General features: G+C 63.6%; 24 protein-coding genes, 1 tRNA gene and 1 other RNA gene. 12 read left to right on the top strand and 14 right to left on the bottom strand.

Annotated elements, in window-relative coordinates; translation table 11 throughout:
• Positions 1 to 115 precede the first annotated feature (115 nt).
• The 4 genes from hutU to hutI form a co-directional block, all read right to left on the bottom strand.
• Complete coding sequence (hutU, locus tag NX05_RS03895) at positions 116 to 1,792, bottom strand: urocanate hydratase (protein WP_039432659.1); 1,677 nt, start codon at positions 1,790 to 1,792, stop codon at positions 116 to 118.
• A gap of 16 nt (positions 1,793 to 1,808) precedes the next feature.
• Positions 1,809 to 2,666 carry an N-formylglutamate deformylase gene (gene hutG, locus NX05_RS03900; protein WP_010376540.1) on the bottom strand — a complete coding sequence of 286 codons (858 nt, stop codon included), beginning with the start codon at positions 2,664 to 2,666 and terminating at the stop codon, positions 1,809 to 1,811.
• 181 nt (positions 2,667 to 2,847) lie between these two features.
• Positions 2,848 to 4,389, bottom strand: coding sequence for a histidine ammonia-lyase (gene hutH, locus NX05_RS03905; RefSeq protein ID WP_017112178.1), 1,542 nt, complete (start codon positions 4,387 to 4,389; stop codon positions 2,848 to 2,850).
• Positions 4,390 to 4,402: 13 nt separating this feature from the next.
• Positions 4,403 to 5,608: an imidazolonepropionase gene (gene hutI, locus NX05_RS03910; protein ID WP_039432663.1), complete on the bottom strand. Its 1,206-nt coding sequence runs from the start codon at positions 5,606 to 5,608 to the stop codon at positions 4,403 to 4,405.
• Between the two features lie 60 nt (positions 5,609 to 5,668).
• Here hutI and NX05_RS03915 point away from each other — a divergent pair, with 60 nt between their 5' ends.
• Entirely contained in the window at positions 5,669 to 7,039 is a 1,371-nt protein-coding gene (locus NX05_RS03915) for a formimidoylglutamate deiminase (protein ID WP_026112526.1), read from the top strand.
• Between the two features lie 4 nt (positions 7,040 to 7,043).
• On the opposite strand, the gene NX05_RS21735 is transcribed toward NX05_RS03915, so the two are convergent.
• Positions 7,044 to 7,119, bottom strand: a non-coding RNA gene (locus NX05_RS21735) — sX9 sRNA.
• Between the two features lie 276 nt (positions 7,120 to 7,395).
• Here NX05_RS21735 and hutC point away from each other — a divergent pair.
• Positions 7,396 to 8,094 (top strand): histidine utilization transcriptional repressor HutC, encoded by a 699-nt coding sequence (gene hutC / locus NX05_RS03920; protein WP_039432668.1) that lies wholly within the window; start codon positions 7,396 to 7,398, stop codon positions 8,092 to 8,094.
• 311 nt (positions 8,095 to 8,405) lie between these two features.
• On the opposite strand, the gene NX05_RS03925 is transcribed toward hutC, so the two are convergent.
• From NX05_RS03925 to NX05_RS03935, 3 genes are all read right to left on the bottom strand, one after another.
• A complete protein-coding gene (locus tag NX05_RS03925; protein ID WP_039432672.1) occupies positions 8,406 to 9,413 on the bottom strand; it encodes a restriction endonuclease in 1,008 nt (335 codons plus the stop codon).
• Positions 9,414 to 9,977: 564 nt separating this feature from the next.
• A complete protein-coding gene (locus NX05_RS03930; protein ID WP_039432676.1) occupies positions 9,978 to 10,541 on the bottom strand; it encodes a phasin family protein in 564 nt (187 codons plus the stop codon).
• A gap of 162 nt (positions 10,542 to 10,703) precedes the next feature.
• Entirely contained in the window at positions 10,704 to 10,979 is a 276-nt protein-coding gene (locus NX05_RS03935) for a polyhydroxyalkanoic acid system family protein (RefSeq protein ID WP_010365185.1), read from the bottom strand.
• A gap of 246 nt (positions 10,980 to 11,225) precedes the next feature.
• Here NX05_RS03935 and NX05_RS03940 point away from each other — a divergent pair, with 246 nt between their 5' ends.
• On the top strand, positions 11,226 to 12,035 hold the full coding sequence (locus NX05_RS03940) for an FHA domain-containing protein (protein WP_010365187.1): 810 nt from the start codon (positions 11,226 to 11,228) through the stop codon (positions 12,033 to 12,035).
• Here NX05_RS03940 and msrQ read toward each other — a convergent pair.
• On the bottom strand, positions 11,977 to 12,633 hold the full coding sequence (gene msrQ, locus NX05_RS03945; RefSeq protein ID WP_039432679.1) for a protein-methionine-sulfoxide reductase heme-binding subunit MsrQ: 657 nt from the start codon (positions 12,631 to 12,633) through the stop codon (positions 11,977 to 11,979). The genes NX05_RS03940 and msrQ overlap by 59 nt on opposite strands.
• 278 nt (positions 12,634 to 12,911) lie before the next feature.
• Entirely contained in the window at positions 12,912 to 13,880 is a 969-nt protein-coding gene (gene msrP / locus NX05_RS03950) for a protein-methionine-sulfoxide reductase catalytic subunit MsrP (protein ID WP_010365191.1), read from the bottom strand.
• 174 nt (positions 13,881 to 14,054) lie between these two features.
• Between msrP and serC the strand changes: the two genes are divergently transcribed.
• The 3 genes from serC to aroA all read left to right on the top strand — a co-directional run bounded on the left by serC (position 14,055) and on the right by aroA (position 17,874).
• On the top strand, positions 14,055 to 15,140 hold the full coding sequence (gene serC, locus NX05_RS03955) for a 3-phosphoserine/phosphohydroxythreonine transaminase (RefSeq protein ID WP_017112175.1): 1,086 nt from the start codon (positions 14,055 to 14,057) through the stop codon (positions 15,138 to 15,140).
• Between the two features lie 81 nt (positions 15,141 to 15,221).
• The gene (gene pheA / locus NX05_RS03960) at positions 15,222 to 16,430 is read left to right on the top strand and encodes a prephenate dehydratase (RefSeq protein ID WP_039432681.1); all 1,209 of its coding nucleotides are present in this window, start codon (positions 15,222 to 15,224) and stop codon (positions 16,428 to 16,430) included.
• Positions 16,431 to 16,551: 121 nt separating this feature from the next.
• Entirely contained in the window at positions 16,552 to 17,874 is a 1,323-nt protein-coding gene (aroA, locus tag NX05_RS03965; RefSeq protein ID WP_017112174.1) for a 3-phosphoshikimate 1-carboxyvinyltransferase, read from the top strand.
• A gap of 21 nt (positions 17,875 to 17,895) precedes the next feature.
• Here the strand turns inward: aroA and NX05_RS03970 are convergent, their stop codons facing one another.
• Entirely contained in the window at positions 17,896 to 18,363 is a 468-nt protein-coding gene (locus NX05_RS03970; protein ID WP_026113150.1) for an energy transducer TonB, read from the bottom strand.
• 354 nt (positions 18,364 to 18,717) lie between these two features.
• Positions 18,718 to 19,380: an energy transducer TonB gene (locus NX05_RS03975; protein ID WP_039432682.1), complete on the bottom strand. Its 663-nt coding sequence runs from the start codon at positions 19,378 to 19,380 to the stop codon at positions 18,718 to 18,720.
• Positions 19,381 to 19,491: 111 nt separating this feature from the next.
• Here NX05_RS03975 and serS point away from each other — a divergent pair, with 111 nt between their 5' ends.
• Positions 19,492 to 20,772: a serine--tRNA ligase gene (gene serS, locus NX05_RS03980; RefSeq protein WP_038895033.1), complete on the top strand. Its 1,281-nt coding sequence runs from the start codon at positions 19,492 to 19,494 to the stop codon at positions 20,770 to 20,772.
• Positions 20,773 to 21,130: 358 nt separating this feature from the next.
• Here the strand turns inward: serS and NX05_RS03985 are convergent, their stop codons facing one another.
• The gene (locus NX05_RS03985; protein ID WP_039432683.1) at positions 21,131 to 21,715 is read right to left on the bottom strand and encodes an FMN-dependent NADH-azoreductase; all 585 of its coding nucleotides are present in this window, start codon (positions 21,713 to 21,715) and stop codon (positions 21,131 to 21,133) included.
• A 100-nt stretch (positions 21,716 to 21,815) separates the two neighbouring features.
• Here NX05_RS03985 and NX05_RS03990 point away from each other — a divergent pair, with 100 nt between their 5' ends.
• From NX05_RS03990 to NX05_RS04005, 5 genes are all read left to right on the top strand, one after another.
• A complete protein-coding gene (locus tag NX05_RS03990; protein WP_017115167.1) occupies positions 21,816 to 22,832 on the top strand; it encodes a LysR family transcriptional regulator in 1,017 nt (338 codons plus the stop codon).
• A gap of 351 nt (positions 22,833 to 23,183) precedes the next feature.
• Positions 23,184 to 23,273, top strand: a tRNA-Ser gene (locus tag NX05_RS03995).
• Positions 23,274 to 23,357: 84 nt separating this feature from the next.
• Positions 23,358 to 24,842 carry a site-specific integrase gene (locus tag NX05_RS04000; protein ID WP_039439074.1) on the top strand — a complete coding sequence of 495 codons (1,485 nt, stop codon included), beginning with the start codon at positions 23,358 to 23,360 and terminating at the stop codon, positions 24,840 to 24,842.
• Positions 24,843 to 24,892: 50 nt separating this feature from the next.
• Positions 24,893 to 25,285, top strand: a complete 393-nt coding sequence (locus NX05_RS21740; protein WP_080764637.1) for a type II toxin-antitoxin system RelE/ParE family toxin — start codon at positions 24,893 to 24,895, stop codon at positions 25,283 to 25,285.
• On the top strand, positions 25,257 to 25,664 hold the full coding sequence (locus NX05_RS04005; RefSeq protein ID WP_207895308.1) for a helix-turn-helix domain-containing protein: 408 nt from the start codon (positions 25,257 to 25,259) through the stop codon (positions 25,662 to 25,664). Before NX05_RS21740 ends, NX05_RS04005 begins: the two co-directional genes overlap by 29 nt.
• Before the next feature lie 211 nt (positions 25,665 to 25,875).
• On the opposite strand, the gene NX05_RS04010 is transcribed toward NX05_RS04005, so the two are convergent.
• Entirely contained in the window at positions 25,876 to 26,211 is a 336-nt protein-coding gene (locus tag NX05_RS04010) for a hypothetical protein (protein WP_039432701.1), read from the bottom strand.
• Positions 26,212 to 26,340 lie beyond the last annotated feature (129 nt).

Raw genomic sequence — 26,340 nt, forward strand, 5'->3', positions numbered from 1 at the left:
CGCTGGCTGCTGCGCTGGATCGCGTTTTTGCGTGCCTGGATGCGGGCGATGGAATGGCCATCCTTTAGCCACGTGCCGCTGTCACAGACGGCACGGGGCGCTTGAAGGGGATTTTTCAGGGACAACTAAGTAAGATTCCCGGCAAATCCAGCCCTTTTTCCTTCGCGCACTCGGTGGCGATGGCGTAACCGGCATCGGCGTGGCGCATCACGCCGGTGGCTGGGTCGTTCCAGAGCACACGTTCCAAGCGCTTGTCGGCGGCTTCGCTGCCGTCGCAGACGATGACCATGCCGGCGTGTTGCGAGAAGCCCATGCCGACGCCGCCGCCGTGGTGCAGCGAGACCCAGGTGGCCCCGCTCGCGGTGTTGAGCAGGGCGTTGAGCAGCGGCCAGTCGGAGACCGCGTCCGAGCCGTCGGCCATCGCTTCGGTTTCGCGATTGGGCGAGGCCACGCTGCCGGAATCCAGATGGTCGCGGCCGATCACCACCGGCGCCTTCAGCTCGCCGCTGCGCACCATTGCATTGAAGGCCAGACCCAGGCGGTGGCGGTCGCCCAGGCCCACCCAGCAGATGCGCGCGGGCAGGCCCTGGAAGGCGATCTTTTCGGCCGCCATGTCGAGCCAGCGATGCAGATGCGCATCGTCGGGCATGAGCTCCTTGACCTTGGCGTCGGTCTTGGCGATGTCGTCCGGGTCGCCGCTGAGCGCAACCCAGCGGAACGGGCCGATACCGCGACAAAACAGCGGGCGGATATAGGCAGGCACGAAGCCGGGGAAATCGAATGCGTTCTCGATGCCGGCTTCCAGCGCCATCTGACGCAGATTGTTGCCGTAGTCCACGGTGGGCACGCCCAGTGCGTGGAAAGTGAGCATGGCGCGGATGTGGTTGGCCATCGAATCGCGCGCAGCGGCTTCCACTTCCTTCGGCGCGCTCACCCGCTTTGCATCCCATTCTTCGACGCTCCAGCCCTGCGGCAGGTAACCGTTGACCGGGTCGTGTGCAGAGGTCTGGTCGGTCAACAGGTCTGGCTTGATCCCACGCAGCAGCAGTTCGTCCAGCACGTCGGCGACATTGCCGAGTAGGCCGACCGAGAGCGGTTTCTTGGCGGTGCATGACTCCTCGATCAAGCGCAGTGCTTCATCCAGCGAATCGGTCCAGGTATCGAGATAGCCGGTGCGCAGCCGCATGTCGATGCTGCTATTGCGGCACTCCACCGCCAGGCACGAGGCACCAGCCATCACCGCAGCTAGCGGCTGCGCGCCGCCCATGCCGCCAAGCCCGCCGGTGAACAACCACTTGCCGGCCAGATTGCCGGCGTAGTGCTGGCGGCCCATCTCGACGAAGGTTTCGTACGTGCCCTGCACGATGCCTTGCGCGCCGATGTAGATCCAGCTGCCGGCGGTCATCTGGCCGTACATGGCCAAGCCCTTTTGATCGAGCTCGTTGAAGTGGTCCCAGCTGGCCCAGCGCGGCACCAGATTGGAATTGGCGATCAGCACGCGAGGGGCATCGGCTTGGGTGCGGAACACGCCCACCGGTTTGCCAGATTGCACCAGCAGGGTCTGGTCGTCGTCCAGACGCGTGAGCGCAGCGACGATCGCGTCGAAGGATTCCCAATCGCGCGCAGCGCGGCCAATGCCGCCGTACACCACCAGTTCCTGCGGGCGCTCTGCCACGTCCGGGTCGAGGTTGTTCATCAACATGCGCAGCGGCGCTTCGGTGAGCCAGCTCCTGGCGGTGAGCGTGGTGCCGGTGGCGGCGCGGATGACGCGGGTTGCATCGTGACGGGTCATGCCGGGTTCCTTTCAATCAGCGGTTGGCCGCAGGCGGCGCGGCGTCGGAAGAGGGGGTGTTGGCGAACTGCAGGCAGGCCAGCAGCACGTGGCGCAATACCGCGCGCAATACGACGGCGTGCACCGGCTGCCACGGCATGGGCCAGTTCTCGGGAGCGAGGATGTCCGGTTCGCGCATGTAGCCGCGGCAGGCCAGTTCCATTTGTAATGTGTGCACGCCGTGCTCGGGTTGCGCGTAGTGGCGGGTGATCCAGCCGCCCTTGAAGCGCCCGTTGCGTACCGTGCTGGAGCCGCTGCTGCGGCACAGGCTCTCCACCGCATCGACCAGGCGTGGGTCGCAGCTGCGGTCGTCGTTGCTGCCGATATTGAATTGCGGCAATTCGCCATCGAACAGGTGCGGGATGAACGAGCGGATCGAGTGTGCGTCGTAGACCACGACCTTCGCGTGCTGTGCGCGCAGGCGTGCAATCTCGTCGGCAAGCGCCGCGTGGTACGGGTCGAACCAGCGCGTGCGACGCACCGCGATCTGCGCCTGATCCGGCGCTGCGCCATCGGCATACAGCGGCTGATTGTCGAAGGTGGTGAGCGGGCACAGACCGGTGGTGTTCTGGCCCGGATACAGCGATGCCCCACTGGGGTCGCGATTGACATCGATGACCGAGCGCGAGATCGCGGTACGCAGCGTGGTGGCGCCCAGCGACTGTGCGAAATCGTAGAGTTGATGCACCCACCAATCGGTATCGCGGCGGGCCAGCCATGGCGAAACGAACTGGTCGGCCACTTCCTCCGGCAACTCGGTGCCAGTGTGCGGAAAACTGATGATCAGCGGCGCATCGCCGCGGTGGAGTTCCAACCAGTCGGGCAGGGCGTTCATCGCTGCGCTCCATGCGTAAGTGCTGCGAGCGTGCGGCATGCGGTGCGCAGCTGGGCGTTGCGGATGCGTCGCGTGCATGGCGCCGCGTCATCTTCTGCGCGCGTGCATGCAGAGGTCGCAAAAGACTGCAAGTGCGACTGCGCCGATGCAGGTATCGACGCGCTGCATAAGAGTTGCCAACTCATGCGTCCTGCTCCACACCCGGCAACGTGATCGCCACTGCCTGCGCCAGCGCACCCGAGCGCACCAAGGCGCTGGCGGCCAGCATGTCGGGATGGAAATAGCGGTCGTCCTGCAGCGTCGGTACCTGCGCGCGCAGCAGGGCACGTGCGGCTTCCAGCGCGGTGCTGGATCGCAGCGGCGCATGGAAATCGCAGCCTTGCACCGCGGCCAGCAGCTCAATGCCGATGACGTGCGCGGCGTTCTCTGCCATCGCCAGTAGACGGCGCGCACCGTGCGCGGCCATCGAGACGTGATCTTCCTGATTGGCCGAGGTTGGAATCGAATCGACGCTGGCCGGATACGCGCGCTGTTTGTTTTCCGACACCAGCGCCGCAGCGGTCACCTGCGGAATCATGAAGCCGGAGTTCAAGCCCGGGCGCGGGGTCAGAAAGGCGGGCAGGCCAGACAAGGCGGGGTCGACCAGCATCGCAGTGCGGCGTTCGCTGATCGAGCCGATTTCGCACGCCGCCATGGCCAGCATGTCGGCGGCGAAGGCCACCGGTTCGGCGTGAAAGTTGCCGCCAGACAAGGCTTCGCCGGTATCGCTGAAAACCAGTGGGTTGTCGGAGACACCATTGGCTTCGATCTCCAGCGTGCGCGCGGCCTGACGCATGATGTCCAACGCCGCGCCCATCACCTGCGGCTGGCAGCGCAGACAGTACGGATCCTGCACGCGTACATCGCCAAGCCGATGCGATTCGCGAATGGCCGAATCCGCCATCAAGGCACGTAACGCCGCCGCAGTGGCGATCTGCCCAGGCTGCCCGCGCAGTGCGTGGATGCGCGCATCGAACGGCGTATCAGAGCCCTTGGCCGCTTCCACCGACAACGCACCGGTGACCAGCGCGGCCTGCAACACGGTTTCGATCTCAAACAGACCGGCCAAGGCGCAGGCGGTGGAAAATTGGGTGCCGTTGAGCAACGCCAAGCCTTCTTTCGCGCCCAGCACGCGCGGCTGCAGCTGCGCCTGTGCCAGCGCGTCGGCAGCAGATAAACGCTGCGCGCCGACAAAGGCTTCGCCAACGCCGATCATCACTGCGGCCAAATGCGACAGCGGCGCCAGATCGCCGGAGGCACCCACCGAGCCCTGGCACGGCACCACCGGGGTGATGCCAGCGCGCAGCATCGCTTCCAGCAATGTCAGCGTGTCCGGCTGCACGCCGGAAGCGCCCTGGGCCAGGCTGGTGAGCTTGAGCGCCATCATCAGCCGCACCACCGGCACCGGCGTGGGCTCGCCCACACCGGCTGCGTGCGAGAGCACGATATTGCGCTGCAAGGTCTGCAGATCCTCGCGCTCGATGCGCACGCTGGCCAGCTTGCCGAAGCCAGTGTTGACGCCATACACCGGCTCGCCACGCGCAACGATGGCCTCCACCGTTTGCGCGCTGCGCAGCACCGCAGCAGCGCATGCATCGTCCAATGCCACCTCGGCACCGCGATACAGCGCACGCCATTGCGCCAGCATGACCTGGCCTGGTTGCAAGACAACAGAAACAGACATGACGACTCCGGATTCAGCAGGGATGCCCGCGCCAGACGCGTGCATGAAGAGGATTGAAGCCCATGCGGTAGACCAGATCGGCCGGCGCATCGATGTCCCAGATCGCCAGATCGCAGTCCATGCCGGCGCGCAGCTGGCCCATGCGTGCGCTACGCCCAAGCGCGCGCGCGGCCTCGCGGGTGAACCCGGCGATGCATTCGTCTACGGTCATGCGAAACAACGTCGCTGCCATGTTCATGGCCAGCAACGGGCTGGTTAGCGGCGAGGTGCCTGGGTTGCAGTCGGTGGCCAAGGCCAGCGGCACGCCAGCCGCGCGCAACGCAGCAATCGGCGGCACCTGGGTGTCGCGTGTGAAATAAAACGCGCCCGGCAACAGCACTGCCACCGTGCCGGCGTCGGCCATCGCCGCGATGCCGGCCTGGTCCAGGTATTCGATGTGATCGGCCGATAACGCGCCGTAGCGTGCAGCCAGTTCTGCGCCGTGCTGATTGCTCAGCTGTTCGGCGTGGATCTTGATGTGCAAGCCATGCGCTTGTGCCGCGATGAACACCTGTTCGGCCTGCGCGTGCGAGAACGCCAGATGCTCGCAGAACACATCCACGGCCTCGGCAAGCCCTTGCGCGGCGATCGCCGGAATCATCTGCGTGCAGACTTCGTCGATGTAGTGCCGCGCATCGCCGCCAGGCGGCACTGCATGCGCGCCCAGGAAGGTCGGCACCACTTCCACCTTGCGCAGCGCGGCGAGTTGGCGCGCCACGCGCAACTGCTTGATTTCATCGTCCAGCGTGAGCCCGTAGCCGGATTTGATTTCCAGCGTAGTCACGCCTTCGGCGAGCATCGCCTCCAGGCGCGGCAGGCTGGCAGCCAGCAGTGCCGCATCGTCGGCGGCGCGAGTCGCGCGCACGGTCGCCACGATGCCGCCGCCGGCCGCGGCGATCTTGGCGTAGCTGGCACCGCGCAGGCGCTGCTCGAATTCGTTGGCGCGGTTGCCGGCATACACCAGGTGCGTGTGGCAATCGATCAAACCCGGGCTGATCCAGCGGCGCTGGCAGTCGTGGGTGCTGTCGGGTTGCAGCGCTGGTGCCTGTGCGGCCGGGCCGGCGTAGACGATGCGGCCTTGCTGGCAGGCGACGAGGCCGTCGTCCACGATGCCCAGGCCGCCATCGGCGGCATCCAGGGTCATCAGTTGCGCGTTGTGCCAGAGAACGTCGCAATGCATGGCGCAGGCTCGGGGTGTCTGATATGTATATACAATAGATTCGGCAATCGAGGGTGTCCAGTGGCAGATCAACAGATGCAGGTGTTCTGGGCCACCCGGGCCTTGTTGCCCGACGGATGGGCCAGCGGGGTGCGGATCTCAGTAGCGCAGGGTCGCATTGCCTCGGTGCAGGCCGATGCGCCTGCTGCCGTGACCGACACGCGCTGCGAGGTGTTGCTGCCTGGCCTGGGCAACGTGCATAGCCACGCCTTCCAGCGCGGCATGGCGGGGCTGACCGAGGTTGGCGGGCGCAGCGGCGACAGCTTCTGGAGCTGGCGCGAGCTGATGTACCGCTTCGTTGACCAGCTGGACCCGGACAGCCTGCAGGTGATCGCCGAACAGGCCTATGTGGAAATGCTCGAAAGCGGCTTCACGCGCGTCGGTGAATTCCATTACCTGCACCACACCGTCAGCGGCGCGCCGTACGCGCATGCCGGCGAAATGTCCGAGCGCATTGCCGCCGCGGCCGCCAATACCGGCATCGGGCTCAGCTTGTTGCCGGTGTTCTATGCGCATTCGGATTTCGGTGGTGCCGCCCCTAACCCTGCGCAGCGTCGTCTGATTCACGATATCGACGGCTTCGCACGCCTGCTGGACGACTGCAGGCACAGCCTGAAAGCGCTGCCAGACGCGGTGCTTGGGCTGGCGCCACACAGCCTGCGCGCGGTCACCCCGCAGCAACTGGCGGCGCTGGTGCCGCTCACCGACGGACCTATCCACATCCATATCGCCGAACAACAGCGCGAAGTGGACGCCTGCCTTGCCTGGTCCAATCAGCGCCCGGCGCAGTGGCTGCTGGCCAACGCGCCGGTGGATGCGCGTTGGTGCCTGGTGCATGCCACGCATGTGGATGCACGCGAAATGCAGGCGATTGTGGATAGCGGCGCGGTGGTCGGTCTGTGCCCGATCACCGAGGCGAATCTGGGCGACGGCCTCTTCCCTATGCAGGCATTTGCCGCTGCGGGCGGACGCTTCGGCGTGGGCTCGGATTCGAATGTGCTGATCGATGCGGCCGAAGAACTGCGCCTGCTCGAATACGGCCAGCGCCTGACGCTGCAAGCGCGCAATGTGTTAGCGCGGGGGGCAGTCTCCAGCGGGCGCTGGCTCTACGATCAGGCCGGCATTGGTGCCGCGCAGGCGCTGGGCGTCACGCAAACCGGCATCCGTGGGGGCGCAGCGGCCGATCTGATCGAGTTGGACACGGCACATCCGGCCCTGCTGGCGCGCAGCGACGACGCCTTGCTGGACAGTTGGCTGTTCGCCGCGCGCGGTACCGCGGTGCGCAATGTCTGGCGCGGCGGGCGCTGGGTGGTGCACGACGGGCAGCATGTCGACCGCGCGCGTGTTGCCACACGGTTTGCTGTGGTGTTGCGCAGCCTGCTGGGCAAATGACATCGGCTAGCAAAACTTGGCGAGCAGTTGTCAGGCTGATGCGAATAGCGCGCAGCAATCGGGGTGTACGCGGTGTACCTGCCGATTCCGAGCAGCGGCTGCACCGGCCAGACCTGCGCGTTAGTGTTCTTCGCTGCGATGAGCGGATGCGCGCACAATGCCGCCTCTGGAGCCACTGAAACATTGCAGCCGGCCGGGCAGATGCACGCAGTGCTCTTATTCATTGCAGCGTGTGCACGGTGTATGGCGCAACGTGCACATCGCGCACCCGCCCCACGGTGCGGCCTGCCGATTGGATAGCCGCTGTTCTCGGAGACCTGAGCTTGATCGCCCCCCCCCCCATCGCGCCCGGCACCTTGCATCAGCGCATTCGTCAGGATCTGGAACAACGCATCCATAGCGGCGACTGGCCGCCCGGGCACCGCGTGCCGCCCGAGCACGAGTTGATGGCGCAATACGGCTGCTCGCGCATGACCGTGAACAAAGTGCTCGGCTTGCTGGCCGATGCCGGCATGATCGAACGCCGCCGCCGCACCGGCTCGTTCGTGGCGCGGCCGCATCTGGAACAAGTAGCGCTCTCGATCCCGGACATCGAAGTGGAAATGACCACGCGCGGCCACGTCTATCGCTTCGCATTGTTGTCGCGGCAGCTGCGCAACGTGCGGCAGCGCGTGCCACAGGAATGTGCGTTGGGCAGCATCGGCAAAGTGCTGGCGTTGCAGAGCGTGCACCTGGCCGACGGACGCCCGTTTGCGCTGGAGCAGCGCGTGATCGATATCACTACCGTGCCCGAGGCATTGGACCAGCCATTCACTGAGGTGGCGCCGGGCAGCTGGTTACTGCGCAACGTGTCATGGACGCGCGCCGAGCACCGCATCAGCGCAATCGGCGCCGACGCGACGCAGGCCAAACGGCTGCAGGCGGACGCTGGCGCGGCCTGTCTGGTGATCGACCGTCACACCTGGCGCGGCGACCAGCCGGTCACCTACGTGCGCCAGATGTTTCTAGGCGGCTCGTACGATCTGGTGGCGCGGTTTGCGCCGGGAATGCGCTGAAGTTATGTCGGCAGGCTGGAGGTGCGGCAACGCAGTTTGCGTCGCCATCCATGCTCAGTGGTGTGTTGCGTGGGCGCACGCTGGTGCGGCTGCCGCTACGTCCGCGACGAATCCGGCTTGACTGAGAACGGCTACCAAAAGGTGGCAAACAGCGTCAGGTGGGCGCGGGTTGCGCGCACGCACCGGGAGATTCACGTGGTAATGCCAATTCCGAGATTGGTCGCGCCGGATTGGCGGCTGTGCAGTCGTTTAGTCGCAGCTTTGGCCCGTCCGCGCGATACAGCGCAAACGCGGCAGCCAACGCGTTACGATCAAACCGTAGTGCACTGACGCCAGCGCACCGGCTCCGCGACTCCCGGACGTGGGTTGAGCTGCACGCGCACCGTGCGAAGGTACGGGTAGCGTTCCAGCTCGCGGCAGATCAGTGGCCATGCCGCGCTGTCTTCCACCGTGCGATCCACCACCAGCGTTGCCTGAGTCAGCCAGATGCCGCGTACCAGGCCCGGCGTCTGCGCCAATGCCTTGGACACCTCACGCTGATAGCCCTGCATGGTGGCGGCATCCGGTTCTGCGCCGGCTGCCGGCGTTGCCGGCGCGGTTGGTGTCGATGCCGCAGCAGGCAGCGTCGGCTGCGCTGTCGGCGCTGCGGGCGTACTGGAAGCCACCACGCGTGCTGGTGCAGGAACCGGCGAGGACACCGCAGTGCGCGATGCGGCCGGCGCCGCAGCTGGCGGGCGCAGCGCCAGCACTGCCATGACCGCCAGCGTTGCCAGCGCGGCACCGGCGATGATGCTGTGTTGGATCGCGCGGCGGCGCGCCGTACCGACCACGCCGGCTTCCACATCGCCAGGCAGATACGGTTTAAGCAGCGGCCACAGGCGCGTCCCGTCCAGCACTTCGACCGATTGTTTTTCTGCGGCGGCAATACCTTCGCGCTCCATGCGGCCTTCGGTGACCATCACGCCGCCGTTGGCGCCGGCCAGGCGCGCCATCGCGCCCAGCTCGTTCACTGCTGCCACGCCGATGCGATAACCGCGCCCGTGCTTGCAGGCCACCAGGCGGGTGCCATGCTCGGTTTGCATCATGAAATCGGCGCTGGGCAGGCCGTCCTGCGGCAACTGGACCGGCTGCCATCCGCGTTGATCCTGCAGAACGCGCAGCACCACGGCGGAAAAATCGCGCCAGTGCATGGCGGACAACGCACGGACGCCTTCGTGCACTTCACTGGCGCGTCGCCGCACCAGCCAGAGATAAACACACACCGCCAGCCAGAGCAGCAGTGCAGCCAATGGCGCCAAAATCCAGGGAGGCGTGAGCATCAAGCTATGGCGCGTATAACGAATCGTGCGTCTAGAAGAATCCTTCGCGAAAGATTCGTCAATGGATCGCTATGAGCGATATCGCGAGCCGTGATCCAGATAGCGAAAGACCCGCCAGTCAGAAGCCGTGAGGGGAGGGGAGCAAACGGACTTCGTAACGCCGGACTGGCGGGTCGTTCCTGATTGTCCAAAAAAACATGTTGCTTTGCAACATTGGGCGTCGGAGTAGTGTTGGAGAGCTAAGGAACTGATTCCAAAGCCCATCTTTAGATGTCACTCGCATACGGACAGTGCCACGCCGACACCAATCCAACGCCACTGTGCCAACTGCTGCCTCAAAGCCGGCGCGGCTTAAGAACTCGGGTAAGGCCGGAGTGCCTGCAAGGGGTCAATGCCGCCAGTCGACGGTGAGGCATCGTGGGCGGGTCGGGTGGTTCTTCAGCCGAGCCCGCGCTCAGCGCCCGTGAGCGGCGCCGAAGCACCGCTCGTGCCTCAGGTGTCCTGCCCTTGCCGCGGGGAAAGCAACCGCCCACCGCACGGTGGCGCGGTTGCTCTTACCGTTGCTTATTCCGGGTCGAACGCACCCGTGTTGCCCGACGCGGAAGTCGCTCCGGCAACTGGGCCGCCGGCAGCAGTCGTCTCGCCGCTAGCGGCCTGTGCCGCTTGGTTGGCAGTGCGGTTGGCACGCTTGGTGGCTGCGGTGTTGGCACGGACCTGGGCCTTGAGCGATTCGACCTCGCGACGCAGGTTTTCCAGCTCTTCCTGCTCGGGGATGTTGAGTGTGCGCAGCACGCCTTTCACGCGCTCGTCGAAGGCCTTGCCCAGCTTGTCCCAGCCGCGCACCGCGGTGTCGCGCGCCTGTTCGAACTGGGTTTCCACCTCGTCGCGCAATTCGTCAACGCTCTCGGCCGCCTTGCGCTGGCCGGTGCGTTCGTAGGCAGCGCCTTCGCGCACCAGCGAGTCGAACAGCTTGCCGCCTTCGCTCTGCACGCGGCCAAGCGCGCCCAGGCCTGCCAGCCACACGGTCTGCGCCGATTCGCCGAGCCGGCGCGAGATCTGTTCCGCCTGCGCCTGGAAGCCGTGGGCCGCGTTGTCGCGGTTACCGTTCCGATCGTATCCGGTCGTCATGCGATGCTCCTGTAGGTTGCCAAAGTGACGTTGCCTTCACCCTAGTGCCGACCCTGCATCGGGCAGGTGAAGCGTTGCCCGATCAGGGGTGTGGTCAGCATCTACCGGTAAGCGCCAGGGCAGGTGACTTGGCGCTGAAGCAGCGCTGCGCCACAGGTGCGGTCAGGCCAGTTTTTCGGCCAGCAAGCGGCGGATTTCCGATTCCACCATCGGCTGCATCGCCGACAACAAAAAGCCGAGCTCGGCGGTGACGCGCACTTGCTGCGGTAGCAGCGCAATCGCCCCGTCCACGCCGGCACGTGCGATGCGCAAGGTGTCGCCTTCCCAATGCGAGGCGATGCCGTAGCGATCGGTGAGCTTGCGCGCTGCCTCGTCGATAGCCGCGCGGGCCTGGGTCGGCGTCAAGGAATGGTCGTGGCGGATATCGATGCTGGACATGGGGGCGATGGGTCATGCGAAAAGTGAGGCGCATTGTGCGCATGCGCGGGCCTAGCTCCAAGTGCGGCCGTGGACCACGGCGCTGACGATGTCAGGAATGCGGGTCTGCGCCGCGCCCCGCGCGCTGCCACTGCACACACTCGCCTAGCCTGCATCGCGTTCCGGAAGCGCGCGTGGCTGCACCCCGGCACGCCCCGATCACGCCAGATGGCCGCGCGCGGGAGCAAACCTGCTAGGCTGCGGCCGGTGCGAGACCTGCAAGTTCATTTCACCCACCGGCAGCAGCCGGATCATCCCCTCAAGCCCGGCGTCCACCGGATCGTGCGTCATGCCTCCGGCAGCGTGCGGGTGGTCAGCGATGCACAGGGGGCGTTGCTATTGGCGCAGTTCTGCCTTGACCAACGCGGCCTGTGGCTGCAAGTGGCCAACGGCATCCGCGGCATCCACGTCAATGGGCGCCCGGTGCGCCGCATGGCGTTGCTACGCCCAGGCGATGCGATCTATGCCGATGGCATGGAGATGCTGCTGCGCAGTGCGCCCTCCACTGCGCCGTCCAACGATATCCAGGAAGACACGGCCGGCTTGAGCGAGGTCTGCCTGTTGCTGCGTGGGGTGGGCGGTCGTCATCACGGGCGGAGTTTCACCCTGGATCGCTCGCGTCTGGTCGGCAGCGATGCCGCCGCCGATATCGTTATCGACGACCCTGCGTTCGCTGCGCAGCATGCGCGCTTAGAGCGTCATGGCGACCGTGTGCTGATCCGCGATCTGGGCTCGGAAGAAGGCAGCTGGATCAATGGCGTGCAGGTGCGCGACGGCTGGCTGCAGGCCGGCGATCAGGTGGTGTTCGATGCGCGCCACCGATTTGTGGTGGAAGTACCGCGTACCCACCACAGCACCACCTGGGACCTGCCCGACACCGAACCACTGCCGCCGCCGCGTGCCGTTGCAGAGCCGACGCGCGCACCGATGAAGGTGGCCCGTTGGCCCTGGTTGCTGCTTAGCGCGGTGTTGCTGGCGGCGGCGCTGAGCGCCTTGCTGTGGTTCGGCGCGCGCTGAGTTTTTTCCAGACGCGCCAGCCCAGCAACACCGCAAGAATGCCGGCATACAGCGCCGGCTCGCGGATATCGGATTTCACCAGCCACCAGAAATGCAGCACCGCCAGCAGCCCGATCGGGTAAATCAGCATGTGCAGGCGGCCCCAGTTGCGCTTGAGCCGACGCATCCAGCCCTGGGTGGAGGTGATTGCCAGTGGCATCAACAGCAGCCACGCTGCAAATCCCACCGTGATGTAGGGGCGCTTGAGGATCTCTTCAAAAATCTGCGTCCAGAACCCACGCAGATCCAATGTGAGATACGCTGCCAAGTGCACTGTGGCGTAGAAGAACGCGTACAGGCCCAGCATGCGGCGGAAGCGGATCAATGCTGACTGCCCGGTGAGTTGGCGCAACGGCGTGATTGCCAACGTGATCAGCAGGAAACGCAACGCCCATAGACCAGTGCGATGCTCGATCTCGGCCACTGGGTTGGCGCCCAGCGCGTCGCTACCGCTCTGCCACACCTGCCAGAACTGCCAGCCGAGCAGGGCGATCGGCGCCAGCGCGGCGACATGTACCAGCGTCTTGGCAGCGATCACGGAAGTGGAGGTCTTGGCCATGCGATCTCGTCGATGAAAGCGGTTTGCGAAGGAAGGTTGCGTGGCTGCGTGTCATGCACAGCAGCCTTGGAGAGCGGATGCGTGCGCAGCCCGGTGATGCGCGGCGATGCATTGCGAACAGAGGCAGGTCCTGCTCGATCACGCTCTGCAACTCCTCCCTCAGGATGCCGGTGCTGCCGTCACGTGTCATGCGTCGTAGGAGCGCGCTGGCGATGAAACGCTACCGAGAACGCCTGGTCGCGCGCCAGCGCGTTCCTACAGTGATTCAAGCTCACACCCTAGAACCACTTCTTCAGATCCATGCCCGCATACAGCGAAGCGACCTGATCCGCGTAACCGTTGAATGGCTTTGTCGCGATGCGCTCAGCGAACAGTTTGCTGGCGGTACCTGCGATGCGACGCTCGGTCTTTTGGCTCCAGCGCGGATGGTCCACGGCTGGATTGACGTTGGAAAAGAAGCCGTATTCGGAAGGTTGCAGATCGTGCCAAGCGGTCTCGGGCATTTTTTCGACGAAGCGGATTTCCACAATCGACTTGATGCTCTTGAAGCCATATTTCCACGGCACTACCAGCCGCAGTGGCGCGCCGTTCTGCTGCGGCAGCGGCTTACCGTACAGGCCAGTGGCCAGCAAGGTCAGCGGGTGCATCGCCTCGTCGATACGCAGGCCTTCGCGATACGGCCAGTTGATCGAGCGGTAGCGCACGCCCGGCATCTGTTGCGGGTCGGCCAGCGTGGTGAACGCCACATACTTGGCCTTGGAGGTCGGTGCGAAGCGCTTGAGCACCTCGGCCAATGGCACACCCGTCCACGGGATCACCATCGACCAGCCTTCCACGCAGCGCAGCCGGTAAATGCGCTCCTCCGGCGTGATGCCCTTGAGCAGTTCGTCCAGCGACAGGCTGCCGGGCTTCTCGCACTCGCCGCTCACCTTCACCGTCCACGGCGACAGCTTCAAGGTCTTCGCAGCCTTGGACGGATCGGTCTTGTCGGTGCCGAACTCGTAGAAATTGTTGTAGTTGGTGACGTCTTCCAGCCGGGTCAGTTCCTCGGCCGTGCGGAACCCGCTGCGCGCCTGCGCCGGTGTCACTACGGTCTTGGGCGGCGGCGGCGGATCAGCCTCGGCACACCCGGCCACACCCAGCGCCGGGGTCAACGCCAATAACTGCAGCAGCCGGCGACGGTCGCGATAAACGGCCTCATCGGTGATCTCGCTGGACGGCAATTTGAAAGCATCGCGAAACGGCATGGCAGGCTCCGGCAGTGGCTGCAGCGTGAGAGTAACGAATCAGGACAAAAGTTCGCTTGATGCACGCCTACGTTACGTCAGGCTCAGCCAAAAGGATGCAGCTGCAACTTTTTTGCCCGCTGCCAAGCCCGATGCGCTGCGGCATACTAGAAGGCTAGCTCGACAAGGTGTGCCATGACACGCGCGTTCAATTTCAGTGCCGGCCCTGCGACATTGCCGGAATCGGTCCTGCGGCAGGCGCAGGCGGAGATGGTCGAGTGGAACGGCGTTGGTGCCTCGATCGTGGAAATCAGCCATCGCAGCGCGGATTTCATGGCGGTAGCCGCCGCCGCCGAAGCCGATCTGCGCAGTTTGTTGTCGATTCCCGACGAGTATGCAGTGCTGTTTACCGCCGGTGGCGCCACCACCATCCAGGCGCTGCTGCCGCTCAACTTCGCGGCGCCCGGCCAGGCGGCCGACTACGTGATCACCGGGCATTGGGGCAAGACCGCGATCAAGCAGGCGGCTCCATATGTGGATGCGCGCATCGCCGCCGACGCGCAGGCCGATGGCTTTATCGACATCCCGCCGGCGGCCAGCTGGACCCTGTCGCCGCACTCGGCCTACGTGCACATCACCGCCAACGAAACCATCCACGGCGTCGAATTTCGCGAGATCCCGGACGTGGGCACGCTGCCGTTGTTTGCCGACTTCAGTTCGTCGATTGCCTCCGAGCCGCTGGATATCTCGCGCTACGGCCTGATCTACGCGGGCGCTCAGAAGAATCTAGGCCCGGTCGGCATTTCGGTGGTGATCGTGCGGCGCGATCTGCTGGAGCGCGCCGGGCAGCCCCGTGCGGACATCTTCAATTACGCCTCGCATGTTGCGCGCGATTCGATGCTCAACACGCCGCCGACCTGGAACTGGTATCTGCTCGGGCTCACCGTAAAGTGGATGCTGGAGCAGGGCGGGGTGCAGGAGTTCGCGCGCCGCAATGCCGAAAAGGCCGCGCTGGTGTATGGCGCCATTGATGGCTCCGGCGGCTTCTATCGCAACCTGATCAAGCCGGCGGTGCGCTCGCGCATGAACATCCCGTTTTTTCTGCCGGACGATCAGTTGGATGCGCTGTTCGTCAGCGAAACCAAGGCCGCCGGGCTGCTCGCGTTGAAGGGCCACAAGGCCGTCGGCGGCATTCGTGCCTCGCTATACAACGCGATGCCGGTAGCGGGCGCGCAAGCGCTGGCTGCCTTTATGCACGACTTCCAGCAGCGTCACGGCTGAATCTTTATTACCTGCGGCGTCTGCCGCGCAGGCGCATGCGCTCCCAGCGGACATGCGCCGCCATTTTAGGAATGCCCAGCGATGGCTCCCAAGTCCAACAAGCCCACGTCCGCCACTGGCGGCAAAAACAAGCCGGCGAAGAAATCCGCGGGCGCTTCAGGCCGCAATGCTGCAAACACGACTGCTGACACATCTGCGATCAAGACAGCGGCGCCGGTGCTGGCCGATGTGCGTGCCAAGATCGATGAGATCGACCGCAACATCCAGGCGCTGATTGCCGAGCGCGCCAACTTTGCGCATCAGGTCGGCAAGGCCAAGGGCAAGCTCGCGGCAGCAGTGGATTACTACCGCCCCGAGCGCGAAGCGCAGGTGCTGCGCATGGTGGTGGACCGTAACAAAGGCCCGCTCAGCGACGAAGTGCTGGTGCACGTCTACCGCGAAATCATGTCGGCCTGCCTTGCCCAGCAGGAGCCGTTGAAGATTGGTTACCTCGGCCCGGAAGGCACCTTCAGCCAGCAGGCGGTGCTCAAACATTTCGGTCGTTCGGCAGTCGGGTTGCCGATGGCCACTATCGAAGAAGTGTTCCAGGAAGTGGAAGCCGGCAACGCCGATTTCGGCGTGGTGCCGGTAGAAAATTCCGGGCAGGGCACCATCCAGGTCACCCTGGATATGTTCCTGACCTCCAACCTCAAGATCTGCGGCGAAGTCGAGCTGCGCGTGCATCAGTATCTGCTCTCGCGTAACGGCCGGCTGGAAGACATCGAACGCATCTACGCGCATTCGCAATCGTTCGCCCAGACCGCCGGTTGGCTGCGTTTGCACCTTCCCAAGGTGGAGAAGATCGCCGTCTCCAGCAATGCCGAAGGCGCACGCCGCGCACGCAATGCAGACGATGCAGCAGCGATTGGTGCCGAGAGCGCGGCGCACGTGTATGGCTTGAAGAAAGTCATCATGAAATCGATCGAAGACGACGACGACAACACCACGCGCTTTCTGGTGATCGGCCGGCAGATCTTTCCTTCGTCCGGGCACGACCGCACCTCGGTGCTGGTGTTTATCCACGACAAGCCGGGCGCATTGTTCGACGTGCTTAGCCCGTTCGCGCGCCACGGCATCAGCATGAACCGCATCGAATCGCGGCCCTCGCATCAGGCCAAGTGGGAATACGGCTTCTTTATCGATCTGGTCGGCCATGTCGAAGACGATGCGATGAAGCAGGCGCTGGCCGAATTGAAAGCGCACTCGGCACAGATCAAGGTGTTGGGGTCGTATCCGGTGGCCATTTCTTAAGCATCGACGCTCGATACGACTGTCAACGCTGGCACGCCACTATCTTGGTGGCGGCAGCGCCGCAATTTTCTTCAAGGCACATCGCCAGCGTTGGCGATGTCGCAGCCATCGGATTACATGCATGAGCAGCAGCACGCAGCATTGGATCGCCCGACGCGGCACCGCATTGCAGGGCAGCCTGGCCATTCCTGGCGATAAATCGGTCTCGCACCGCGCGGTGATGTTTGCTGCGCTTGCCGATGGCGTTTCGCAGATTGACGGTTTCCTCGAAGGCGAAGACACGCGCTCCACCGCCGCCATCTTCGCCAAGCTCGGTGTGCGCATCGAGACGCCGTCGGCGTCGCAGCGTATCGTGCACGGTGTGGGCGTGGATGGTCTGCAGCCGCCGACCGAATCGCTGGATTGTGGCAATGCCGGCACCGGCATGCGCCTGTTAGCCGGCTTGCTGGCCGCACAGCGCTTCGACAGCGTGCTGGTAGGCGATGAGTCGTTATCCAAGCGGCCAATGCGGCGCGTGACCGGCCCGCTGGCGCAGATGGGCGCGCGGATCGACACGCAGGACGATGGAACTCCGCCGTTGCGCGTGCACGGTGTGCAGGCGCTGCACGGCATCGATTTCGTCTCGCCGGTTGCCAGTGCGCAGGTCAAGTCTGCGGTGCTGCTGGCAGGTCTTTATGCGCAAGGTGAGACGTCGGTGACCGAGCCGCATCCCACCCGTGACTACACCGAGCGCATGCTGTCGGCATTCGGCGTGGACATCGATTTTTCGCCGGGTAAGGCACGTTTGCGCGGCGGGCAGCGGTTGCGCGCGACCGATATAGCGGTACCGGCAGATTTTTCGTCGGCTGCGTTCTTTATTGTTGCTGCCAGTATTGTTCCTGGCTCGGAAGTCGTGCTGCGTGCGGTCGGCTTGAACCCCCGTCGTACAGGACTGCTGGCCGCATTGCGCTTGATGGGTGCGGATATCGACGAAGAGAATCATGCCGAACATGGCGGCGAGCCGGTCGCCGATCTGCGCGTGCGTTACGCGCCGTTGCGCGGCGCGCAGATTCCAGAAGCGCTGGTGCCGGACATGATCGACGAGTTCCCGGCTCTGTTCGTGGCCGCGGCCGCGGCAAGCGGGCAGACCGTGGTGACCGGCGCTGCCGAATTGCGGGTTAAGGAATCCGATCGTTTGGCGGCGATGGCTACCGGCCTGCGCACGCTCGGCGTGCAGGTCGACGAAACGCCGGATGGTGCCACTATCCACGGCGGCAGCATCGGCAGCGGCGTGATCGAAAGTCATGGCGACCACCGAATTGCGATGGCGTTCGCTATCGCCGGCCAGCTGTCCACCGGCAGCGTGCAGGTGAACGATGTAGCGAATGTGGCGACTTCGTTCCCAGGCTTCAACACCCTGGCGCAGGGCGCCGGATTTGGGCTACAGGCTGCTGACCACCGGTAAGGCGCTCTCGCGGGCAAATGCTTAACGCTGCGCGGTGAACTCCACCGGCACCTGCACGCTGCTCACCACGGCGTGGCCATCGCGCGTTGCGGGTTCGAAGCGCCACTGACGCAGGCTCTCCACCACGGCTGCGTCCAGGCGAGGATCGTCGCTGCCGCTGCGGTCGACGATGGTGACGTTACTGACCTTGCCCTGCACATCCAGCTGCAGGCGTGCAGTGCGGCTGCCCTGGAGACCCGCACGCGCGATCGCGGGCGGGTAGCTCGGCATGGCATTGCCGGGCAGCGGCTTGGCTTCCACGCTGCTGATCGCCGCGCGCGCGGGTTGGTGCGCCACCATCGTCATAGCGCGGGGGCCGTCGGTGGTGGGAAGGATCTGACGGCTCGCCGCGGGCACCGCCTGCGTATCCGTAGCGAAAGATTCGTCGCTGTGTCGCGCCCACCACCAGCTGGGTACCACGATCAACAACGCAAGCAGCGTCGCCCACAGCCAAGGTGAAGCGCCTTCATTTTCTGTGACCTGTTGGCGATCCTGACGGTGAGTTTCGTGCCGTGACAGTGACGGGGCGTGGGCAGATGAAGGATTAGCGGGGAAGGACATGGCCGACCTCCTGGCGCATCTGTGTGATGACAGGGCCAGTCTGGTCGGCACTACCTGAGGGGCAGCTAAGGCATCGGGCGTGCGAAGCACCAAGGCTTCGTGGAGATTCAGCTTAGTCAAGCTAGCCAGGCGATCAGGTTAAAGCGGCATGGATATTTTGGTTGGACTGCGTTAGCAGAGGCCTGCACTGCACTGCGATGGCGTTCACATCGGCGCGAACACCGAGGCAAGTGGTTAGCCCGCTTACTGCGCAGGCTTGAATTCGAATGGGATGTCCGTGCTGCCGGCCACCGGCTGACCATTACGTTGTGCAGGATGGAAGCGCCAATGCCGCACTGCTTCCATGGCCGCGCGGTCCAGATCACGCGAGCCGCTGCGCTGCACCAGAGTCACGCCACCGGGATTGCCGGCAGCATCCACATCTACCCGCACGACCACATCGCCGGCATCGCCGCGGCGCAATGCGGCCGACGGGTAGCGGGGCGGCGGCATCTGGCCCTGGATCGGCACAGGACGATCGCCGCCGGCAACCGGCGCCTTCGACGGCGCCGCACTTCCAGGCGCACCCGGCGCTGCATCTTCCGGCAGCGGCGTCGGCGCGGGCGGGGCGGCTGGCGCGGTGTCTACCAGGGTTGGGGTGTCGGCCGGGGGCTTGGCCTGCGGCATGTCGCTGGCACCGTCCTGGGCCGGCAACGGCGCCGGCAGCGGTGCAATGGTGTCCTCGGTCTGCGCGCTTGCGGTTGGCTGTGCTGGCGAGGGTTTATAGAAGTCGTCCTTGCGGCCGGTGGCCCAGACCAGCAGGAACAGCAGCAGGCCGGCAGCGAAGGCGATGCCGGCAATTTTCAGCGTGTGGCGGGGCAGGCGCAGAACGATATGGCGATCGGACGCAGGACGGGGCGCGGGCATAGGACTCACCTGAAGAATCGTCGTAATTCTGGCATAGCCGCGGTGAATCGATCGCAGCAGGTGGCGGAACAGGCGATAATCTCGCGCTATCCCACTGACGCACATATTCCGATGCTAGATCCGGCCCTGCTTCGCCAACACCCCGCCGACCTTGCCGAGCGCCTGCGCAGCACGCGCAGTTTCTCCCTGGACACTGCGGAACTGGAGTCGCTGGAGAGCGAGCGCAAGCGTCTCCAGGTGCGCACGCAGGAACTGCAGAGTCAGCGCAATTCCAAATCCAAGGCGATCGGGCAGGCCAAGGCCAAGGGCGAAGATGTCGCCGCGCTGATGGCCGAAGTGGCCGGGTTCGGCGATGAGCTCAAGGCGTCCGAAGACGCGCTGGATGCGATCCGCGCCAAGCTCGAGATCATCGCGCTGGGCCTGCCCAATCTGCCGGCCGACGATGTGCCGCTTGGCAAGGACGAGAGCGAGAACGTCGAACAATCGCGTTGGGGCACGCCGCGCCAGTTCGATTTCGAGGTCAAGGACCACGTGGAGCTCGGTGCCCCGCACGGCTGGCTGGATGGCGAAACGGCAGCCAAATTGTCGGGCGCGCGTTTCACCGTGCTGCGCGGCCCGGTCGCCCGTCTGCATCGTGCGCTGGCGCAATTCATGCTGGACCTGCATGTGGGCGAGCACGGTTACGAAGAAACCAACGTGCCGCTGCTGGTCAATGCCGACTCGATGCGCGGCACCGGGCAGCTGCCGAAATTCGAAGACGATTTATTTCAGACAGAAGTGGGCGAATCGCGGCGTTATCTGATCCCCACCTCTGAAGTGCCGCTGACCAACATCGTGCGCGACGAGATCGTCGACGCCGAGCGTCTGCCGCTGCGCATGACCGCGCATTCAATGTGTTTCCGTGCCGAAGCCGGCAGCGGCGGCCGCGATACGCGCGGCATGATTCGCCAGCACCAATTCGAAAAAGTGGAGTTGGTCACTGCCTGCGCGCCGGAAGACAGCGACGCCGAGCATCAGCGCATGACGCGTTGCGCCGAATTGGTGCTGGAGCAACTTGGCCTGCCCTATCGCAAGGTGCTGCTGTGCACCGGCGACATGGGTTTTTCCGCGATCAAGACCTACGATCTGGAGGTCTGGTTGCCGTCCCAGAACACCTATCGCGAAATTTCGTCGTGCTCCAATTGCGGCGATTTTCAGGCGCGGCGCATGCAGGCGCGCTGGCGCAACCCGGTCAGCGGCAAGCCGGAATTGCTGCATACGCTCAACGGCTCCGGTACTGCTGTGGGCCGCGCGATGATCGCGGTGATGGAGAACTACCAGAACGCCGATGGCTCGATCGACGTGCCGCAGGTGCTGCGCCCGTACATGGGCGGCATCGAGCGGATCGGCTGAGCGCGACCAACGGCACGCCTGCGCTCCCTGCCGCTCGGGGTGCTTCAGGTGTTCAGTGCGGCACGTGCCATTCGGGCACTTCGGTTGCTGCACGGTGCACGCCTATCGAATAAGTGTTCGCTACGTTGTGGTCGCGGCTTCAAGTGGGGCGGGCCAGGCACAGCTCGCATCATCTGTCGCACATCGTTTGAGTGCCTCTGTTTGAGTGCGTCTGATCGCCAGTCACGGTGCTACTACCAGCCACGGTGCTACTAGATGTTGAGGCAAAAAAAACGGGACCAGCGATGGCCCCGTTTTTTGTTTATGGGCTATCGCATCGTGTCGAACCTTCGATGCATCAATGCGTCACGCCGCAGGCTTACGCGCTAACAGCAGCGGCTTCTTCCTCACGCAGCCCGGCCAGCGCCGAGGCCAATGCGTTGGCGCGATGCTGCGGCGAATACGCCACGCCTTCTGCGCGCACAACGCTGATGTCGTCGATGCCCAGGAAGCCGAACACCTGGCGCAGATACGGCTCCTGAAAATCATTGGTCGGCTCGGCATAAATGCCACCACGCGCGCTGGCGATGATGATGCGCTTGCCGCCGGCCAGCCCTTCGGGGCCATTGGCGGTGTACTGGAAGGTGCGCCCGGCCACTGCGATGCGATCGATCCACGCCTTGAGCGTGGTGGGGATGGCGAAGTTGTACATCGGCGCGCCAATCACGATGACATCGGCTTGCAGAAACTGCTGCATCACCGCTTCGGCGGCCGCAGCCTCTGCCGGATCGGTCTGCGCCAGCGTTTGCGAGGCCAGATGCGGAATAGGGTCGCGGTCGAGGTCGCGATAGGACACCTCCACTTCGGGATACAGCCGGCGCTGTTGCTCCACGATGGCGGCACTGAGCTCGCGGCTGATGGAATTGGCGCCGAGCACGCTGGAATCGAGGTGGAGCAGCTTCATGGCAGTGACCTGTGGCAAGCGGCAGCGCCGCGGAGGTGTGCAGACTAGGTCGTTGCTCTGTTGGGATAAAGGTGCTTAAATATCACGTATCGTTCTATCCATGGATGCATTTGCCATGCACGACCTGAATGACCTTTACTACTTTGCGATGGTGGTCGACCACGGCGGTTTTGCTGCCGCCGAACGGGCGCTTGGCATCCCCAAGTCGCGCTTGAGCCGGCGCATCAGCCAGCTCGAAACCGACTTGGGTGTGCGCCTGTTGCAGCGCTCGACGCGCCGCTTCGCGGTCACCGACGTCGGCACCAGCGTGCACCGGCACGCACAGACCATGCTGGCCGAGGCCCAGGCTGCGCGCGAGGTGGTGGATCGTCTCAGCGCCGAGCCGCGTGGTCTTGTACGTGTGAGCGTGCCCGTCTCGCTCGCGCAGATTCAGTTGCCCAAGTTATTGCCGCAATTTCTGGCCAAATATCCCAAGGTACGGCTGCAGCTCAACATCAGCAATCGCCGCGTCGATGTGATTAATGAGGGTTATGACATCGCGCTACGCGTGCGTTCGCGCCTGGACGACGATGGCAGCCTGGTGATGCGCAGCTTTGGCCAGGTGCAGGAATTGCTGGTCGCCAGCCCCAAATATCTGGACCGCACCGGGCGCCCCAAGGACCCGAGCGAGCTGGCCAACCACACCACCATGAGCACCAGCGAAGACGAAGCGCATCAGCGCTGGGAATTGCACGGCCCGAACGGCGAAATGCGCCGCGTCGACCTGCAGCCGCGCCTGGCCGGTTTCGACTTTCCGCTGCTGCAATCGATGGCGCGCGACGGCTTCGGCATCACCATGCTGCCGGAAACCGTGTGTGCCGAAGCAGTGCGCAGCGGCGAGCTGGAAGTTGTACTGCCGCATTGGTCGTTGCCGCAAGGTATCTGCCACGCCGTGTTCGCCTCGCGCCGCGGCCTGTTGCCGGCGGTGCGGGTGTTCATCGACTTCCTGGCCGAACACTTGCCGCAGGAAATCGAACGCTCGCGTCTGGATTGCGGTGGCAACTGCGCCGAACTTGCCGAAAAGCTCAAGCGTGCGGCCGGCACGGCGCCGCGCTTGATTGTTGCCGAAGCTGGCTGAGCACTGCGGGTAGCCATTAGAGCAGGTGATGCGTCATCGGCAGTCGCTTGCTTCTCGGCAGTGAGCGCGCTTCGAACATTGGGGCGCTGCGTGCGTGCTCGGGTGCGTCCAGGTGGCCCGCACCAGGCGGCGGCCTGGTCACGTGACGGCGCAGAACGTTGCGCCGGCCAAAAGTAGCGCGGCGTAACCAAGCAAAACGCGTCCGGGCATGCGAGAATGCGCGCCCGGGAGCAATCCTGGGAGTAGTGGACGCGCACAAGATCTCTGTGCGGTCACCGATAGGGCGTCACCCGCGTAATGCGGGCGCCAGCGTGATAACCGAAGCCTTCGGCGGTCACGTGCAGCAGCATCGGAGAGATGGCCGAGCGGTTTAAGGCACCGGTCTTGAAAACCGGCGAAGGGTCAAACCTTCCGTGGGTTCGAATCCCACTCTCTCCGCCAGTAACTTCCAACTCATTGATTTTTAACATAAAAATCTGAATTGGTCTGATTGGAAGGCAGGAAGCATGCAGAGGAAACACTCGCATGCGCATCCCTCATCATCTGAGCCGTTCTCCGACCGGTCGTTGGTCGTTTGTCCAACGTGTTCCCATCGATTTGCAAACCGTGATGGGCTGCCGGCTTATCAAACGCACCTTGCAAACGAAGGACTTGGCGCAAGCGCATGTGCGTGCGGTGGTGCTTGGGGCGGGCTATGCTCGGCTCTTCGCACAGTTGAAGGATCAACGCGTGGCCAAGCTGAGCAAGATGGACGCTGACCTGCTCATCGCTCGACTGACGAGCGCCGAGAACCTCCAGGAGCTGACGCTTAACCGCACCCGCCAGCCCGATGGGACGGTGACTGAGCAGTGGCACATCGATAGCCCAAAAGACCTGAAGTTGTATCGGCAGTTGATGGAGCTGGAAGCAAGGGGTGGGGCAACCGTCCAAGCATCGCGGCTCCCGATAGCGGCATTCAACGCATTCGGATCTACGCACCTGGCCAGCCCCGTTCGGCACTCATCTGCGCCGGCCATCGAGACGATGACGCTGGGCAAGGCGCGAGACGCATTCCTGGCCACCCTCAAGGGTTCGACGCTGCCCAAGACCTACACGATAAAAAAAACGGCCATTGAGGCTCTGGTGAGCTTCCTCGGCGAGAAGGCCAAGGTCCATGCCATTACGCGCTCGGACCTGGCTCGCTGGTATCAGGACATGCGCGAGAAAGGGGCATCTACGCCTACGCTCACCAACAAGCAGAGCTATATCGGTGGACGGGGAGGCTTTTTTGAGTGGGCCATGGCGTCGGGACACTACCCGCGAGGTGACAACCCGGCCAGTGGCCACGTGAGCTACTCGCAGCGCGAAAAGCGGGCCAGGAAGAAGCTCGGCTTCAAAGCCTACGATCGCTCCCAGATCCAGGCCCTTTTCTCCCCCGAGGCGCTGGCCAAGATGTCCGAATCGGCCCGCTGGGCTTCGCTCCTTGGACTTTACACGGGTGCCAGGGCGTCGGAGGTGGGCCAGCTCCTGATCAAAGACGTATTCGAAGAGGACGGCATCCCGTGCATCCGCATCTCGGACGAAGGCGAGCACCAGAAAGTGAAAACCGAGGTCAGCCTTAGGACGGTCCCGCTCCATCCTGAGCTTCTCAAGATGGGCTTCCTGGACTGGGTCGATGCGAAGCGCGAGGCAGGTCAGACGAGGTTGTTCCTGGCTGCCAAGGCCACGGCGGTGAACGGGCAGGGCAACTGGATCACCAAGGCGTTTAGTAGGCATCTGGCGGAGGTGGGGAAGGGATGGGAGCCAGCGAAGAGAGGCTTCCACTCGCTCAGGAAGACTTTTATCCAGGAGTTGCAGGGGGCTGGCGTGGTTTCCGAGCTCCGGGCTCAGATCGTGGGCCATGAACTCGATGACGAGCACCATGCCACTTACAGCCGCGATTTTACCGTTCTCGAAAAGCTGATGGGCTTAGGTCAACACTCCCCTGGGCTAATCGTTCTCAACTACAGTGTCTTCCTTGCCAAGGCCTAAACCTGTGGGTTGACATGTGTAGCACCTAGTGATACATTTGAGGTCGGAACATGGCACTATTCAATGTAAAAACGTTTGGCAGATTTGCTAGAAAGAACTCTGTGAGCGGTGGAGAGCTCCATGATGCCGCAGAGGATATTCAGGCTGGCAACTTCGATGCTGATTTGGGAGGGGGGCTGTTTAAGCAAAGGGTGGCCCGAGATGGAGGTGGTAAGTCTTCCGGTTACAGGGTAATCGTTTCTTGCGCTACTGATAGACATGTATTTTTCCTTCATGGATTTTCAAAAAATAAAAAAGACAATGTCAGTCCAAAAGAGCTAAAAGCTCTTCAGGCTCTGGGTAAGGTCCTAAGTGGTTTGGGTGAGCAAGAAATTCAGAAAGCGGTTGAGGATGGAGCTATAGAGGAGGTGCAAGATGATCGTGAGCAACGGCAAGAAAATTAAAAAGATCGACGTAATTGTTAAGAAAATGGATGGTGTCAAGGTTGGCGCCGAGTTGCGTGCCAAGAAGTCTGCTGCGGAAAGCGGAATTATGGCTTCTATTCACGAGACTGTCGCTGACCTGCATCGTGCTGGCGTGGTCAAGGTGGAAACGATGCGAGAGTTTGATGAGATGTGCCTTGCTCCCGTTGAGGAGTTGAGTCCGGCGCAGATTGTCAGCATCAGGAAAAAATCTCGAGTGTCGCAACCCGTGCTGGCAACCTATCTCAATGTGAGCAAAAGTAGTGTGTCCCAATGGGAGCGCGGCGACAAGAAGCCAGATGGCGCGGCGATGAAGCTGCTTAATCTTGTTAAGAGAAAAGGGCTTGAAGTTCTTGCATGAAATCAATTGGTGCTGTGCGTAAGATCAGAAGGGCCCGGGCTGGAGCTGACATCTTTCGGCGAAGTTAGCATTCGAATCTTGGCTCACCAACGTGCTAAATATTTCTGAAAGTTTCGGTGCTCAATGGTTCCCATGGCGCTGTATTGAGAGAGTTCATTAAGATAAAAAGCCCGGACATGCCGGGCTTTTTAAGGCGATATGCAAGGCATTCTCACTGCGTGAGCTGCGCATATATCACGAACAGAAACATCGGCAGCCCGCTCAGCACGGCGAAGGCCCCGGCAGCGCCCATTAGGGTCAGCAGTGTCATGACCCACCACTGCCACCAGGCGAAACTTTTGTCCCGCGCTTGGGCCACGCGGGCCTCTGCCGGGTAGAGGCGAGCCACCTTCCGGTTTCCGCGTTGGGCCATGACTGGCCCAGCGACGAACCCAAAAGGTCCCAGGAGAAGCAATGCTCCCGAATACCACCAAAAGAACCGGTCCCGTGGTGTCATGAGCTTGCGCCGGGCGTGCAACGGCGGGTCAAGCAGAGGAGGCGCGCTCATTTAGTTGTCCCTGAAAAATCCCCTTCAAGCGCCCCGTGCCGTCTGTGACAGCGGCACGTGGCTAAAGGATGGCCATTCCATCGCCCGCATCCAGGCACGCAAAAACGCGATCCAGCGCAGCAGCCAGCG

Source organism: Xanthomonas vasicola, from assembly GCF_000772705.2.
Taxonomy (GTDB): Bacteria; Pseudomonadota; Gammaproteobacteria; order Xanthomonadales; family Xanthomonadaceae; genus Xanthomonas; species Xanthomonas vasicola.